Consider the following 15,379-nt stretch of genomic DNA (forward strand, 5'->3'; position numbering starts at 1 on the left):
GGCAGCTTGCGTGTTGCCGCCGGGGGCGCTCGCGTGCCAAAGGGGGCGGGAATGGACCGAGGTGCCCCGGCTTGTGGGGCGGCTCTCAGGAGATCGCGCGGGCGTGGGCGTCGTACTTCCCCTTCACGAGAGACCCTCCGATCCGGAGGCCAGCCTCGACGCCCTGGTGGGGCTGGTGGCGGGCGGGATGGAGCGCGTCAACGCGATGATCCTGTCGCGCACCGGCTCCGACGTCACGATGATCCCGGAGGTCGCCAACCACCTGATCTCCTCGGGCGGCAAGCGCCTGCGTCCGATCCTGACCCTCGCGACCGCGTCGCTGTCGGGCTACGACCCGGCGGGCGACGGCGACGTCAAGCTCGCCGCCAGCGTCGAGTTCATGCACACCGCGACGCTGCTCCACGACGACGTGGTCGACGAGAGCGACATGCGCCGCGGCAAGGTCGCGGCCCGGATCAAGTGGGGCAACGAGGCCAGCGTCCTCGTCGGCGACTTCCTCCTCGGCCAGGCCTTCAAGATGATGGTCGAGGTCGGCTCGCTGCGCGCCCTCGACATCCTGTCCTCCGCCGCCTCGGTGATCGCCGAGGGCGAGGTGATGCAGCTCACCGCCGCCCGCTCGACCGAGACCACCGAGGACGAATACCTCGCGGTCATCCGGGCGAAGACCGCCGAGCTGTTCGCCGCCGCCTGCGAGGTCGGCCCGGTCATCGCCGAGCGCCCGAAGGCCGAGATGGCCGCCTGCCGCAGCTACGGCATGAATCTCGGCATCGCCTTCCAGCTCGTCGACGACGCGCTCGATTACGGCGGCACCAGCGCCGACCTCGGCAAGAACGTCGGCGACGATTTCCGCGAGGGCAAGATCACCCTGCCGGTGGTGCTGTCGTTCCGCCGCGGCAGCGACGAGGAGCGGGCCTTCTGGCGCCGCACCCTGGAGCGCCAGGAGATCGAGGAGCCCCGCGACCTCGACGAGGCGATCGCGATCATGCGCCGCCACCGCGCCCTGGAGGACACGATCGAGCGTGCCCGCCATTACGGCGCCATGGCCAAGGACGCGCTGGCGCTCTTTCCGGACGCACCGATGAAGCGCGCGCTGCTCGAAGCGGTGGATTTCTGCATCGCGCGGGCGCGGTAGGCGCCCGCCTCCCGCTTGGAACGACCCCGCGACGCGGCGCGAGCCGGACGGCGAGGCTCGCCGCCTGCCGTCCCGGTCCGCCCGCTCCGCCGGCGGCGTGCGGATTCGGACTCTACCGCAGCAGCGTCGCCCGCACCCACCAGCCCGGCTGCGCCGCCGCGATGGTGCGCGCCGCCCGGACCGCCGCCGAGCGGTGGCCGAACAACCCGAACACCGTCGCCCCCGAGCCCGACATCCGGGCGAGCCGGCAATCCGCCTGGTCGCGCAGGGCCGCGAGCGTGTCGCCGATCACCGGCGCGACCGTGAGGGCCGGCGCTTCGAGGTCGTTGCGGGCCGGCGCGATGCGGGCGATCACGGCGTCGAGATCGGACAAGCCGTCGATCGCCGGATGGGTCTCGGCGGCCCGGGGATGCGCTTCGCCGACCCCGAGGCCGAGGGCGCGGAAGACCGGCGCCGTCTCGACCGGGACGCCCGGATTGATCAGCACCGCCGGCACCGGCGGCAGGGGGAGGGCGGGGCCCACCGCCTCGCCGGCGCCCCGCATCATCCGGGCCCGCGGATCGAGGCAGACCGGGACGTCGGCGCCGGTGCGGCGCGCCGCCGCCATCAGGGCAGGGTGGTCGGGCGAGAGGCCGTTGAGGCGGCCCAGCAGCCGCAGCGCCGCCGCCGCATCCGACGAGCCGCCGCCGATCCCCGCCGCCACCGGCAGTCGCTTGACGAGATGGAAGCGCCCGACCGTCAGGCCCGGCACCTCGGCGGCGAGGTGGCGGGCCGCCCGCACCACGAGGTTGTCGTCGAGCGGACCGGCCGGGCCCGCGGTCGGGCCGGTGACCGCGAGATCGAGCGCCGGTCCCGGCTCCAGGCTCAGGAGGTCGCCCGCGGAGGAGCCGGCGAAGACCACCAGGCTCTCCAGGGCGTGGTAGCCGTCGCCGGGGCGCCGGCCGAGGACGTGCAGGGTCAGGTTGATCTTGGCGGGCGCGCGGGTGGCGAGGGGCAGCACGGCGACGTCTCTCGAACGGCAGGTCTTCAACGGCGAAGGGGCGCGGTGCCTGTCCGGCACCGCGCCCGCGGTCGTACATCCGATGGAGGAGAGGGGGGGCGTCAGCCCCCGCTCTTCGTCTCGGTGCCCATCGCCGGCGGCTCGGTCGGCGCCGGGGCGCCCTTCGGCATCTCGGGCTGGGGCGCCGGGGCGGGCTGGCTCTCGGCGGTGGCGGCGGGTTTCTCCAGCTCCGGCAGCCCGTCCTTCAGCTTGGCCTCGATCTTCGCCAGGTCTTCCGGCTCGGGGTTCAGGTCCTTGGCGTGCTGCCACTGGAACTTGCCTTCGAGCCGCCGGCCGGAGCGCCAGTAGGCGTCCCCGAGGTGGTCGTTGATCGTGGGATCGCCCGGCTTCAGCTCGATCGCCTTCTCGAGCTCGCGCACCGCGTCGTCCCAGCGGCCGAGGCGGTAATAGGCCCAGCCAAGGCTGTCGATGATCATGCCGTCGCGCGGCTGGAGGTCGACCGCCTGCTTCAGCATGCGGAAGGCCTCGTCGATGTTGATGTTCTGGTCGACCCAGGAATAGGCGAGGTAGTTCAGCACCTGGGCGCGGCCGTTCGGCTGCGTCGCCGGCACCAGCTCCAGCGCCTTCTTCAGGTCGGCCTCGGCCTTCGGCCAGTCCTTGGCCCGCTCGTAAGACGTGCCGCGGAAGTAGTACAGGGTCCAGTAGTTGCGTGCCGGCTGGTCGCCGATCAGGTCGATCGCCTTGGTGTAGGTCTGGGTCGACTCGATGTACTTCTTGCGCGAGCGCTGGACGTTGCCGAGCGCCGAGATCACGTCGATGTCGTTCGGGTAGGTCTTGGCGACCTGGTCGAGATGGGCGAGCGCCTCCTCGCCCTTGCCCATCTGCTCGAGGTTGAGCCCGATCTGGATGTCGGCGTTGAGCTTGAGCGGCGAGCTCGCCGGCATGCGGGCGAAGACCTCGTTCGCCCGGTCGGGGGCCTTCATCCGCTCCAGCGTGTCGGCCAGCGTCAGCAGCGCCAGGGAATGCTCGGGCGCGAGGTAGAGGGCGAGGCGCAGGTACACCACCGCCGGCAGCTCGTCGCCCTGCGAGGTCCCGGCCGAGCCGAGCCCGTAGAGCACCTCGGCGGCGCCCTCCTGGGCCGAGTTGATCAGGGGGGTGAGCGGCTTTCCGGCCTTCAGCTTGTCGAGGGCGTCGCGCACGATCGGGTGGCGCGGCAGGACGTTGTCGAATTCCTGGTAGGCCGCCACCGCGAGGTCGGGCCGGCCCGACTCGGCCTCGAAGCGCCCGTAGGCGTCGACGATGCGCAGGGTGTTGCGGTCGGAATCGTAGGCCGATTTCAGGCGGCGCTCCGCCTCGACCTTGTCGCCGACGAGCGCGGCGATCAGGCCCGCGTGGTAGTCGCGGAAGACGTTGTAGTAGCGCTCGCCCTTGAGCTTGTTGATCGTCTCCTGCGCCTTCTTGCCCTCGCCGGCCCCGGCATAGGACCAGGCGGTCAGCAGCGTCGAGGTCAGGTCGGCGGCCGCGCCCTTGCCGCCGCGCTGCAGGTTCTGGCGCGCCGCGGCGAATTGCTTGGCCTTGATCTTCTGCACGCCGAGCGCGAGCTGGGCGAGGCCGTTGGCCCCGTCGCGCTGCGTCAGGCGCTCGGCGGCCCGGAACGCCTCCGGCAGCGAGCCGTCGGCGAGGAGCGCCACGAACGAGCGTTCGAGCAGCTCCGCGTTGCGCGGATCGCCCTTCACCGCCTCGCGGTAGAAGGTGGCGGCGGCGGCGGTGTCGCGGGAGGCGCCGGCGATGTAGGCGGCGAGGAAGTTGCCCTCCAGCGAATCGGCCGGCTCGTAGGATTGCGGCGCCGCCACCTCCCGCATCGGAAGCCGCGCGGCGTTGGCCGGCGCCGTCGAGGCGGCGAGAAGCAGGGCCAGCGCGGCGAGCGCATGTCCGCGGCGGGGGGCGGGGATTCGGGTCTTGAGCACCAAACTCGTGGCTCCGTGGTCGCGCCGGCCGCGGCGCCGGCACGCGAAATCGGCGCGACATTGGACCCTGCGCGGGGCAGCGGCAAGACCAAAGGGCGGCGGCGATGTGTCGGGGTGGGCGGCGCTGCCCGGCTCCCGCCGGTGCTCCCGCGCCTAACGGTGATCCCGGTTGCAGTGCAACCTGTAAGATCGATCTTAAGCATTCGAAGCCATAACACGGCACGGCATCAATCCAGGATGCCTTTCCGGAGCCGCCGGGCATGTCGTTGCGTGCACAAATTTTCCTCATCTTGGGTTCGGTCGGCTGCCTTCTGGTCTGGCTCTCCGGTTATCAGGTCGCCGAGGCGTGGCGGCAGGCCGACGTCATGCGGCAGGCGGCGGACGCCAACCGCGCGACCGACGGATTCTCCGCCGCCGCCGCGGCGCTCGCGGCCGAGCGCGGGCTGACGAACGGCTGGCTCGCCAAGCCGCCGGCCGCCGCGGAGCACCCGACGCTCGCCCGACTGCGGGAGGAGGGGGATCGCCAGCTCGCCGGCGCCCTCGATGGCCTGCACCGGGACGCGGCCGTGACCCGGGCCGTCGCCGCCCTCGACGAGGCGCGCCGCACCCTCGACGCCCTGCGCCGGCGGGTCGACCGCGTGCTCGCCGGCACGCCGGATGCCGACCTCGCCGCCGCCTGGTTCCCCGCCGCCACGGGCGTGATCACCCGCGAGCTCGCGCTGTTCGACGCGGTCCGGGCCGGCATCGCCGGCGCGCTGCCGGGCCCGATCCATCACGGCCTCGACGTGAAGCGGGCGCTGTGGGAGGCCGGCGAATATGCCGGGCGCGAGCGCGGGCGGCTCAACGGCGCGATCGCCGGGCGCCAGCCCCTCGCCGTCGACCAGATTCGCGGCCTGTCCGCCTTCGCCGGGCGCATCGAGGGTGCGCTCGCCGCCGCCCGCGCCTCCGGCGACGTGCTCGGCGATGGCGTCCGGGACGCGCTGTCGGCCGCTTCCCGCCGGGCCGAGGCGTTCGAGGCGACCCGCGCCGCCGTGTTCCGGGCCGGCGCCGCCCGCGAGCCCTATCCGGTGACCGCCGAGGAGTGGTTCCGCCAGGCGACCGAGGTGATTTCGGGCTTCGGCCAGGCCCGGGCCGCTGCCACTGCGGCGCTCGGCACCGTCGTTGCCGAGGAGATCCGGGCGAGCGAGGGACGGCTCGTCTCGGCCCTGGCGATCCTCGCCCTCGCGGTCGCCACGGTCGCCGGCGGCGCCCTGATGCTGGTGCGGGGCGTCACCGGCCCGCTCGCCCGGATGATCGAGGCGATGCGCCGCCTCACCGCCGGAGACCTCGCCATCGCGATCCCCTCTACCTCGTCCCGCAGCGAGATCGGCGCCATGGCGAGCGCGATGGCGCAGCTGCGCGACGGCCTCGCCCGCGCCGCTGGCCTGGAGCAGGAGGCGGTCCTGGCCCGGGCGGGCGCGGAGGCCCAGCGCCGCGCGGCCCTGCGCGACCTCGCCGACCGGTTCGAGGGTGCGGTCGGCGGCGTCCTCGTCGCGGTGACGGCGGCCTCCTCGGAGATGGAGGCCACGGCGCGCGGCATGACCGAGATCGCCGGGCGCACCGCCGGGCAGAGCACCGGCGTCGCGGCGGCCGCCGAAGAGGCCTCGTCCAACGTCGCCACCGTGGCGGCGGCGGCCGGCCAGCTCGGTGCCTCGGTGGACGAGATCGGCCGCCGGATCGGCGCCTCGGCCGAGATGGCCCGCACCGCCTCCGAGGCCGCCGGGGAGACGGCCCGCCTCGTCCACGACCTGCAGCAGGGCGCGGCCAGGATCGGCGACGTGCTCGGGCTGATCTCGTCGATCGCCGACCAGACCAACCTCCTGGCGCTGAACGCCACCATCGAGGCGGCACGGGCCGGGGCGGCCGGACGGGGCTTCGCGGTGGTGGCCGCCGAGGTGAAGGCGCTCGCCGGGCAGACCGGACGCGCCACCGCCGAGATCGCCGAGCAGGTGACCCGCATCCAGGGCTCGACCGAGAAGGCCGTGGCGGCGATCGGCGGCATCGCCGGCCGCATCGGCGAGATCAGCGACGCCTCGACCGCCGTTGCGGCCGCGGTGGAAGAGCAGGGCGCCGCGACCCAGGAGATCGTGCGCAACATCGCCGAGGCGGCCAAGGGCACCGGCGAGGTGACGGGCGGCGTCGTCCAGGTCGCGGGCGCCGCCGACGAGACCGGCGCTGCGGCGAGCCAGGTCCTCTCGGCCGCCAGCGAGCTGGCGCGCCAGTCCGAGCACCTGCGCGGTGAGGTCGGCCGGTTCCTCGCGACGGTCAGGGCGGCGTGACGATCAGGCGCTCGCCGAAAGAGAGAAGTCGCGGGCTCCCCTCTCCCGCACGGGAGAGGGGAGGTGCGCTTCGGTCGGAAGCGCGGGTGGCAGAGAACAGGGTCTACATGTTCACGTAGTTCGGACCGCCCGGGCCTTCCGGGGTGACCCAGTTGATGTTCTGGTTCGGGTCCTTGATGTCGCATGTCTTGCAGTGGACGCAGTTCTGCGCGTTGATCTGGTAGCGCGGCGCGCCGCCCTCCTCGACCCACTCGTAGACGCCGGCCGGGCAGTACCGACCGGACGGCCCACCAAACACGTCATGCTCGGAGGACTTCTGCAGGCCCATGTCTTTCACCTGGAGGTGGACCGGCTGGTCCTCCTCGTGGTTGGTGTTCGACAGGTAGACCGAGGAGAGCCGGTCGAAGGTCAGCACCCCGTCGGGCTTGGGGTACTTGATCGGCGTCACGTCCTTGAGCGGCTTGGTGCAGGCATAGTCCGGCTTGCCGTGCTTGAGCGTGCCGAACAGCGACACGCCGGCGAGCTCGTTGAGCCACATGTCGAGGCCGCCCAAGCCCACGCCCACCATCGTGCCGTACTTCGACCACAGCGGCTTGACGTTGCGCACCCGCTTCAGGTCGTGACCGATCGGGCTCGAGCGCCAGCCCTCCTCGTAGGAGGTCAGCTCGTCCTGGGCGCGGCCGGCGGCGAGCGCCTCGTGGATCGCGCCGGCGGCCTGCATGCCCGACAGGACCGCGTTGTGCGAGCCCTTGATGCGCGGCACGTTGACGAAGCCGGCCGAGTCGCCGACGAGGCAGCCGCCCGGGAAGACGAGCTTGGGCACCGACTGCCAGCCGCCCTCCATGATCGCCCGGGCACCGTAGCCGATGCGCTTGGCGCCCTCGAACACGTCCCGGATCATCGGGTGGGTCTTGAAGCGCTGGAACTCCTCGAACGGCGACAGGGTCGGGTTCTCGTAGTTCAGGTGCGTGACGAACCCGACCGAGACCAGGTGGTCGTCGAAGTGGTAGAGCCAGGAGCCGCCGCCGGCCTTGTTCGGCAGCGGCCAGCCCATCGAGTGCCGCACCAGCCCCGGCTGGAACTTCTCGGGCTTGACCTGCCACAGCTCCTTCACGCCGAGCCCGTACTTCTGGTGGTCGGAATGCTGGTTGAGGCGGTAGCGGTCGATCAGCTTCTTGGTCAGCGAGCCGCGGGCGCCCTCGCCGAACACCGTGTACTTGGCGCGCAGCTCCATGCCGCGGGTGAAGTCATCCCGCGCATCGCCCGAGCGGGCGATGCCGAGGTCGCCGGTGGCGATGCCCACGACCGCGCCCGCCTCGTCATAGAGAATCTCGGCGGCCGGGAAGCCCGGATAGATCTCGACGCCGAGCTCTTCCGCCTTGCGGCCGAGGAACTTGGTCACGTTGGAGAGCGAGCCGACGAAGTTGCCGTGGTTGCTCATCAGCTTTGGGAAGGCGATGTTCGGCAGCGAGAGGCCGCCCGCCGGCCCGAGGAACAGGAACTCGTCCTTCACCACCTCGGTCTTGAGGGGGCGGTCCGGATCCTCGCGCCAGCCGGGCGCCAGCGAGTCGAGCCCGCTCGGGTCGATCACCGCGCCCGACAGGATGTGGGCGCCGACCTCGCTGCCCTTCTCGACCACCACCACCGACACCTCGGTGCCGGCTTCCGCGGCGAGCTGCTTCAGCTGGATGGCGGCAGCCAGCCCGGCCGGGCCCGCTCCGACGATCACCACGTCGAAGTCCATCGCCTCGCGTTCCGGCAGCTCCATCCCGTCTCTCCCTCTGTCTGGTATTAGTTCACATATAAACTATCGTGGACCGCCTCAAGCGGTTCCGTCGGCGGGACCGTGCGACGGCATGTCCCCCGGTGCAAGCGCCCGGGTCCGGGGCCGGGCACGAGATTGCCTGTGCGCGTCCTGTCGCGCCGGTTGTCCACAGCCGGGCGACACGCCACATCTCTTCCCATGACGCCCGACGCTCCCGACAGCCGCGACCTGCTCTCCTTCCTCGACTTCCACGTCGAGGCCGGCGTCGACGTCGCGCTGGACGAGACGCCGCACGACCGCTTCGCCGAGCCCGAGGCCCCGCGCCGGCCCGTCCGGATGGCGGCCGCCGCCGAGGCAACGTCCGCCGAAACCGCACCGCCGCGCGAGATGGAGCGCCACGGGGCGCAGGGCCAGGAAGCCGTTCGCCAGGAAGACTTTCGGCCGGAGACCTTCCGGCAGGAGACCTTCCGACACGAGCCGGTCCGTCCGCCGCCGGCCCGGCCGGACGTTCCGCGGGCCGAACCGCAGACCACCTACGGCCGTTCCGCTGCCGCCGCCCCGGGCGAGGCGGCGGGCGATGCCCGGGAGCTCGCCGCCACCGCGGCGAGCCTGGAGGAGCTCGAAGGGCTGCTCGCCCGGTTCGAGAGCTGCGCCCTGCGCTTCACCGCCAAGAACCTCGTCTTCGCCGACGGCAACCCGCAGGCCCGGGTGATGTTCGTCGGCGAGGCGCCCGGCGCCGACGAGGACCGGATCGGCAAGCCGTTCATGGGCCGCTCGGGCCAGCTCCTCGACCGGATGATGGCAGCGGTCGGGCTCGACCGCACCAACGCCTATGTCGGCAACGTCGTGCCCTGGCGTCCGCCGGGCAACCGCAACCCGACCCCGCAGGAACTCGCGACCTGCAAGCCGTTCGTCGAGCGCCAGATCGCGCTCGCCGATCCCGACATCCTGGTCTGCCTCGGCGGCGTCGCCACCCAGGCGCTCGCCGGCACCAAGGACGGCATCCTGAAATCCCGCGGGCGCTGGTTCCCGTACCGGACCGCCAAGCGCGAGATCCGGCTGCTCGCCACCCTGCATCCCGCCTACCTGCTGCGCCAGCCGCTCCAGAAGCGCCTCGCCTGGCGCGACTTCCGGGCGCTGCGGGCCGCCCTCGACGAAGGCGGGCCGTAGGCGTTTGCGGCACGGCCGTCCAAAGCGGAACCGTGCCGGCTCCCGTTGATTACTCTTGAGCCTCAGGCCTGCGCCGCGTAGCCGTCGCGGCCAAGGTTCACGGGCCGACGGGACGCTGACATGCGCTGGGAAGATTTTCGCACCTCCGACAACGTCGAAGACCGCCGCGGCGAGGGTGGCGGCGGCGGTGGCGGATTCGGTTTCCCCGGGGGCGGCGCCGGGGGGCTCGGCATCGGCACCATCGTGATCCTGTGCATCATCGGCTGGGTCACCGGCATCAACCCGGCGATCCTGATCGGCGGCGCCGAGACCGTGACGCGCCAGCGCGCGCCCCAGGAGCAGGGACACCAGCAGGGCCAGCAGCCCGACCGGCGCACCGGCGCGCCCTCCGACCAGACCGGCAAGTTCGCCGCCGCCATCCTGGGCAACACCGAGGACGTGTGGAAGACGGTGCTGCCGAACCAGACCGGCCGCCAATACACCCCGACCACGATGGTGCTGTATACCGGCGGCACCCGTAGCGGCTGCGGCCAGGCCCGGGCCGCGATGGGGCCGTTCTACTGCCCGCTCGACAAGAAGGTCTATCTCGACACTTCCTTCTTCAAGGAGATGGAGCAGAAGTTCCACGTCAAGGGCGACTTCGCCTACGCCTACGTGATCGCCCACGAGGTCGGCCACCACGTCCAGGACGTGCTCGGCATCCTGCCCAAGGTGCAGCAGAAGCAGCAGCAGGTCGGCGAGCGCGAGTCGAACGCCCTGTCGGTGCGCGTCGAGCTGATGGCCGACTGCCTCGCCGGCGTCTGGGCCAAGAACTCGAACGACCGCTTCAACGCGCTGGAGCCGGGCGACATCGAGGAGGCGATGCAGGCGGCGAGCGCCATCGGCGACGACAAGCTGCAGAAGCAGAGCCAGGGCTACGTGGTGCCCGACTCCTTCACCCACGGCTCCTCGGCCCAGCGCATGCGCTGGTTCCAGACCGGCTACCGCAGCGGCCAGACCCAGTCCTGCGACACCTTCCGGGCCTCGCAGCTCTGATGGCAAGTGTCGACCAAGGCCGCGTCGACCAAGGCCGCGTCGACCAAGGCCGCCTCGACCAGTCCCGGGACTTCGTGCCGCTCGGCATCGCGGTGCTGACCGTCTCGGACACCCGCACGCCCGCCGACGACCGCTCCGGCGACACTTTGGCGGAGCGGCTGACCGCGGCGGGCCACCGGCTCGCCGACCGGGGGATCGTTCCGGACGAGGTCGAGGCGATCCGCGCCCGGGTCCGGGCCTGGGCGGCCGACCCGGCGGTGGACGTGGTGATCACCACCGGGGGCACCGGGTTCACCGGGCGCGACGTGACGCCCGAGGCGCTGGAGCCGCTGTTCGAGAAGCGGATGGACGGCTTCTCGGCGATCTTCCACCGCATCTCCTACGACAAGATCGGCACCTCGACCCTGCAGTCGCGGGCGACCGCCGGGGTCGTGAGCGCCACCTACGTGTTCGTGCTGCCGGGCTCGCCCGGGGCCTGCCGCGACGCCTGGGACGGGATCCTGGCGGCCCAGCTCGACTTCCGCCATCGGCCGTGCAACTTCGTCGAGATCATGCCGCGCCTCGACGAGCACCTGAAGCGCGGTGCGGGCGTCAGCCCCGCAGCAGCGTCCCCCGCAGGGGCCTGACCGGCAGGCGGGCACGGAGCGGCAGGCCGGCCCGCAGCGCCTCGACCCGCACGAGGTCGCCGGCCCGGACCTGCCGCGTGCCGGTCAGCGCCTCGCGCCGGCCGGCGATCCGCTCGAGGAGCGGCGCGTGCGGGCGCCGCAGGCGGCCGACCGAGTCCGGGCCCGTCGTCGCGCCGAACCGGTCGAGCATCCGGATCCAGCCCTCCGCCGGCACGTCGCCGGCCTCCAGGCACAGCATCCAGGGCCGGCGCGCCAGGCCGGCCGCCGCTACCCAGGGACTGCGTCCCCGCGCCACCAGCGCCGCTCCGGTGCTCTCCGCCATGGTGGCGACCTCCGGGTCCTCGGGATGCGCCGCCGCGATCACCGCATCCCCCACCACCCCCGCCGCGACCCCGGCCACCAGGGCCGCGAGGGTATCGGCGAGGACGTCGATGCGCTCGGGATCGATCGCGCCGGGGAGATGGATGGCTGCCGTGAACATGATCGCGCCATAGCGGATGGCGGACGGCGCGTCCTGCCTCGATCGACGGCATTCTTCCCCGCCCTTGCATTTGTTCTTGTTATGTTCGATTTTCCGGCACGGTTGCGGCGGAGGTTCGAATGGGAGCGGGATGCGGAGGGGAGGCGCGCCGTCTCGCCGGATCGACCCCGGCGGCCGAGACCCGCCGCGGACGCGGCGCCACCGCCAATCCGAGCGGCCGCTTCGAGCCCGCGGACCGGGAAGCCTTCGCGGATGGCTGGGACATCGACGAGAACCTGCCGCCCCTGCGCACCGAGGTGACCCTGGAGCGGGCACGCAGCATCATCACCCGCAACACGTCGCCCGATATCGGCTTCGACCGGTCGATCAACCCGTATCGCGGCTGCGAGCACGGCTGCGTCTACTGCTTCGCCCGGCCGAACCACGCCTATGCCGGCCTCTCGCCGGGCCTCGACTTCGAGACCAAGCTCTTCGCCAAGCCGGACGCGGCGCTCCTGCTGGAAACGGAACTCTCGGCCCGGGGCTACGCGCCCCGCACCATCGCGCTCGGCACCGCGACCGACCCGTACCAGCCGATCGAGCGGCGCTACCGACTGACGCGCCAGATCCTCGAGGTGCTGGCGCGCTTCCGCCATCCCGTCGGCCTCGTCACCAAGTCCGACCTCGTGCTGCGCGACCTCGACATCCTGGGCGACTTGGCGAAGGACGGGCTGGTCAAGGTTGCGCTCTCCGTCACCACCCTCGATCCCGTCCTCGCCCGCCGGATGGAGCCCCGCGCCCCGCACCCCGAGAAACGCCTCGCGGCGATCCGGACGCTGGCCGCGGCGGGCATCCCCGCGATGGTCCTGGTGGCGCCGCTGATCCCGGGCCTCAACGACCACGAGATCGAGGCGGTGCTGGCCCGCGCCCGGGAGGCCGGGGCGAGCGAGGCCGGCGGCGCATTGCTGCGCCTGCCGCACGAGCTCGCAGACCTGATGCGCGACTGGTTCGCCGAGCACTATCCCGACCGGGCCGGCCGGACCTTCTCGCTCCTCGCGCAGGCGCGCGGCGGCAAGGTCTACGACGCGACCTACGGACGGCGCTTCACCGGGACGGGCCCCTACGCCGATCTCCTGGACCGGCGGATGCGCGTGGCGATGGCCCGGCTCGGCTATCCGGCGGAGCGCCTGCGGTTGCGGACGGACCTGTTTCGGGTGCCGGTGCGGGTGGGCGGGCAGTACAGCCTGTTCTGAGGCACCCTTTTGATAAATGTCGCGCGTCGCCTGACGAGGAACATGGCAGGAGCGAGGACGGAGGAGGCGAGCGCGGAAGGGACGGTGGAATGAATCATCCCGGGTTTCCCGGAGGCTTCAATTTCCGCGTGGATGGTGCCGCGACGAAGTGAACAGCCCCGTTTTCCCCTGAGATGCGCGACCATGAGAGCGAGCACGGCTCGCAATGGTCGGCGATCCAGTCGATGGCCGCCAAGATCGGCTGCTTGGGTGAGACGTCGAGGAGTTGGTTGCGCTGGAGCGTTTCACGATCGCGTTGCAAGCGCGAAGCTCTCCAGGTTTTTGATTTCGCCGAAGTGGTTACCAGTTCGGCGTCGAAAATCTATGACAAAACAAGAACCTGAGCGGGCGAAGCGTTGGCCTGCCAACGCAAGTCTGCTTAGTGTCTCTCACAAAACTCCCGATCACCGCCTCGGCTCGCTGTGGTGGCGACATCGCGGCGGGAGTTTTGTGAGGTGCACTTAGTCAAAGCGTGATCGAGGTGTGGGAGCCGGGCAAGCGTCGACAGCGCGAGCGTGCCGGCGATGAAAGTGGTGTCTGCCGCCGGCCCGAACCCGACGGACCGGGGCAAGGCGGGGACCAGGCGCTACCTCGTCACCGATGCGCGCGGCACGCCGCCCGGCCTCGTCCTGACGGGCGCCAATTGCCACGGTGATGGTCTCCAGCAACCTCGACGACGCCGAGGCGCTGGTCGCCAAGAGGAGGGAGCCCCGTCGCCCCGGTGGGCGCCGCCGAAGCCGATCATGCCGACACCCTGGTCTTCGGAATCGCCACCCATCGCGGCCGGGTCCACAGGCTCGACCGCGACAGTGCGAAGTCGTCCACCGGACACGGCTCGCCGATACCGGGCCTCGTCCATGGTGAGCCGGGCCGGCGGCAGCGGCGGAGAGCTGGGCGGCCTGCGCGGCGTCTTCCACTCCCGGCAGCGTACCGCGACCCAGGGCTCGCCGCGGCACTAGTCGGCCCTGACCCGCATTTGGCTCCCGGGCGCCCCGGCCCCGGTCCCGGCCGGCAACCGTTCCGGCGCGACTTCGATGGCCTCGCGGTCGGCGACACGGTCGAGACGCCGTCGCGGACGATCCCCCCGCCGACATCGAGCACTTCGCGGCGTTGACCGGCGACACCTTGTACGCCCGCATGGACGAGGAGGCCGCGGCAGCCGACCCGTTCTTTCCTGGACAGGGCGCGCACGGGTACCTCATCCTGTCCTTCGCGGCGGGCCTGTACGTTGATCCGGTGCCGGGACCGCTCCTGGCGACTTACGGGCTCGGTCACTTGCGCCTCCTCGAGCCGGTCTCGCCGGGCGACGCGATCCGCGTCCGGCGAGGCCGGCTCGGGGGCAAGCAGCCGGTCCGGAAGCCGGAATACGGCGAGGTGCGCTGGGACGCGGAGGTGTTCGATCAGGACGACGAGACGGTCGCCCGCTACGACCTCCTCACGTTCAGCGCCCGGACCGCCGGGCCGGCGGCGGCTTGAGACCCGCCCGGCCGCCCGGTTGTGCGGCCGGGGCTTTCGCCTTAGGTCGCTGGATCCGCTCCGTTTCGATCGAGAACGTGGCGGCGGATGGCGGCCGGGCCGCTCTCGCCCGGGATGGGGGGCTTGGTGAGCGAGGCGGGCGGATCCTCGACGGGTCGCAACGGTGAGGCGCTGGTCTCGCGCCTCCTGGACACGCTGCCGCTGCGCGCCGGTGGCTTCATCGTCACCCTCTACGGCGACGTCGTCGAGCCGCGCGGCGGCCGGCTGTGGATGGGCAACATCGTCGAGACCTGCCGGATGGTCGGCATCAGCGAGACGTTGGTGCGGACCGCGGTGTCGCGACTCGTGGCCGCCGGTCAGCTCACCGGCGAGCGCCAGGGCCGGCGCAGCTTCTACCAGCTCACCGCGGCGGCGCGGCGCGAGTTCCTGTCGGCCGCCCGGACCCTGTTCGAGCCGCAGCCCGAGACCGGCTGGCTGCTCGTCTGGCTCGGGGCGGAGCCGGACGGCGAGGCAGGGCCGGCGCTGGAGCGGGCGGGCTTCGTCCGCCTCGGGCCGCAATGGCTGCTCGGGCCGGACCATCACCGGCCGGCGAATCCCGCCCTGGCGGTCTTCGAGGTCGGGCCGATGGCCGACCGGGCGGCGGGGCCGCGGCTCGCGGACCTCGTCGCCGCGCATTGGGACCTCGCCGCCTTCGAGGCCGCCTACGCGGCCTTCCTGGCGACCTTCGGGGACGTCGCCGAGGCGCTCGCGGCCGGGCTGCACCCGACCGACGCCGAGGCGCTGCAACTGCGGCTGCTCCTCGTCCACGCCTACCGCCACGCGGCGCTCAGGGATGCGCGCCTGCCCGCCGCGACCCTGCCGGCCGACTGGAGCGGGCACCGCGCCCGCCGGCTGTTCGCCGACCTCTACCTGCGCCTCTCGCCCGCCGCCGACCGCCATGTCGGGCAATACCTCCTGGCCGGCGACGGCCCGTTGCCCGCGCGGACGGCCGAGACCCTCGGGCGCACCGCCTCCCTGGCCCTGGTCCGCGACGCCTGACCGGTGCCCCGGCCGCCGCCCACCGAGGCCCGGACCGAGACATCACACAAAATCACTAAATCATCGTTGTCGTGTGATGCTTCCGGTGGTAGATACCGAT

Annotated in this window: 11 protein-coding genes and 2 pseudogenes; 9 read left to right on the forward strand and 4 right to left on the reverse strand. The window is 72.2% G+C overall.

Annotated elements, in window-relative coordinates; translation table 11 throughout:
* Nucleotides 1–103: 103 nt before the first annotated feature.
* Complete coding sequence (locus tag BMX97_RS06695) at nucleotides 104–1,132, forward strand: polyprenyl synthetase family protein (protein ID WP_091747108.1); 1,029 nt, start codon at nucleotides 104–106, stop codon at nucleotides 1,130–1,132.
* Between the two features lie 112 nt (nucleotides 1,133–1,244).
* Here the strand turns inward: BMX97_RS06695 and BMX97_RS06700 are convergent, their stop codons facing one another.
* Together BMX97_RS06700 and BMX97_RS06705 are read right to left on the reverse strand one after the other, a co-directional pair.
* Nucleotides 1,245–2,132 carry a 4-(cytidine 5'-diphospho)-2-C-methyl-D-erythritol kinase gene (locus BMX97_RS06700; RefSeq protein ID WP_091747111.1) on the reverse strand — a complete coding sequence of 296 codons (888 nt, stop codon included), beginning with the start codon at nucleotides 2,130–2,132 and terminating at the stop codon, nucleotides 1,245–1,247.
* Nucleotides 2,133–2,233: 101 nt separating this feature from the next.
* Nucleotides 2,234–4,099: a tetratricopeptide repeat protein gene (locus BMX97_RS06705; RefSeq protein ID WP_244538309.1), complete on the reverse strand. Its 1,866-nt coding sequence runs from the start codon at nucleotides 4,097–4,099 to the stop codon at nucleotides 2,234–2,236.
* Between the two features lie 260 nt (nucleotides 4,100–4,359).
* On the opposite strand from BMX97_RS06705, the gene BMX97_RS06710 reads away from it, so the two are divergent.
* Entirely contained in the window at nucleotides 4,360–6,417 is a 2,058-nt protein-coding gene (locus BMX97_RS06710) for a methyl-accepting chemotaxis protein (protein ID WP_091747114.1), read from the forward strand.
* A gap of 103 nt (nucleotides 6,418–6,520) precedes the next feature.
* On the opposite strand, the gene BMX97_RS06715 is transcribed toward BMX97_RS06710, so the two are convergent.
* Nucleotides 6,521–8,185, reverse strand: a complete 1,665-nt coding sequence (locus tag BMX97_RS06715) for an electron transfer flavoprotein-ubiquinone oxidoreductase (RefSeq protein WP_060850262.1) — start codon at nucleotides 8,183–8,185, stop codon at nucleotides 6,521–6,523.
* A gap of 195 nt (nucleotides 8,186–8,380) precedes the next feature.
* Between BMX97_RS06715 and BMX97_RS06720 the strand changes: the two genes are divergently transcribed.
* From BMX97_RS06720 to moaB, 3 genes are all read left to right on the forward strand, one after another.
* On the forward strand, nucleotides 8,381–9,352 hold the full coding sequence (locus BMX97_RS06720) for a uracil-DNA glycosylase (RefSeq protein WP_091747117.1): 972 nt from the start codon (nucleotides 8,381–8,383) through the stop codon (nucleotides 9,350–9,352).
* 120 nt (nucleotides 9,353–9,472) lie between these two features.
* Nucleotides 9,473–10,387, forward strand: coding sequence for a KPN_02809 family neutral zinc metallopeptidase (locus BMX97_RS06725; RefSeq protein ID WP_091747120.1), 915 nt, complete (start codon nucleotides 9,473–9,475; stop codon nucleotides 10,385–10,387).
* Nucleotides 10,387–11,013 carry a molybdenum cofactor biosynthesis protein B gene (gene moaB / locus BMX97_RS06730; protein WP_091747123.1) on the forward strand — a complete coding sequence of 209 codons (627 nt, stop codon included), beginning with the start codon at nucleotides 10,387–10,389 and terminating at the stop codon, nucleotides 11,011–11,013. The genes BMX97_RS06725 and moaB overlap by 1 nt, the downstream gene beginning before the upstream one ends.
* On the opposite strand, the gene BMX97_RS06735 is transcribed toward moaB, so the two are convergent.
* A complete protein-coding gene (locus BMX97_RS06735) occupies nucleotides 10,979–11,494 on the reverse strand; it encodes a hypothetical protein (RefSeq protein ID WP_091747126.1) in 516 nt (171 codons plus the stop codon). The genes moaB and BMX97_RS06735 overlap by 35 nt on opposite strands.
* Before the next feature lie 119 nt (nucleotides 11,495–11,613).
* Here BMX97_RS06735 and BMX97_RS06740 point away from each other — a divergent pair, with 119 nt between their 5' ends.
* From BMX97_RS06740 to BMX97_RS06755, 4 genes and pseudogenes are all read left to right on the forward strand, one after another.
* Nucleotides 11,614–12,726, forward strand: coding sequence for a PA0069 family radical SAM protein (locus BMX97_RS06740; RefSeq protein WP_091747129.1), 1,113 nt, complete (start codon nucleotides 11,614–11,616; stop codon nucleotides 12,724–12,726).
* A 527-nt stretch (nucleotides 12,727–13,253) separates the two neighbouring features.
* Nucleotides 13,254–13,415: pseudogene (locus BMX97_RS32690) on the forward strand (IS5/IS1182 family transposase); the annotation flags it as partial.
* A gap of 433 nt (nucleotides 13,416–13,848) precedes the next feature.
* A pseudogene (locus BMX97_RS33535) lies at nucleotides 13,849–14,241 on the forward strand (MaoC/PaaZ C-terminal domain-containing protein); the annotation flags it as partial.
* A 126-nt stretch (nucleotides 14,242–14,367) separates the two neighbouring features.
* Nucleotides 14,368–15,279, forward strand: a complete 912-nt coding sequence (locus BMX97_RS06755; protein ID WP_244538311.1) for a PaaX family transcriptional regulator C-terminal domain-containing protein — start codon at nucleotides 14,368–14,370, stop codon at nucleotides 15,277–15,279.
* Nucleotides 15,280–15,379 lie beyond the last annotated feature (100 nt).

Origin of the sequence: Methylobacterium sp. ap11 (assembly GCF_900110515.1) — a bacterium.
Taxonomy (GTDB): Bacteria; Pseudomonadota; Alphaproteobacteria; order Rhizobiales; family Beijerinckiaceae; genus Methylobacterium; species Methylobacterium ajmalii.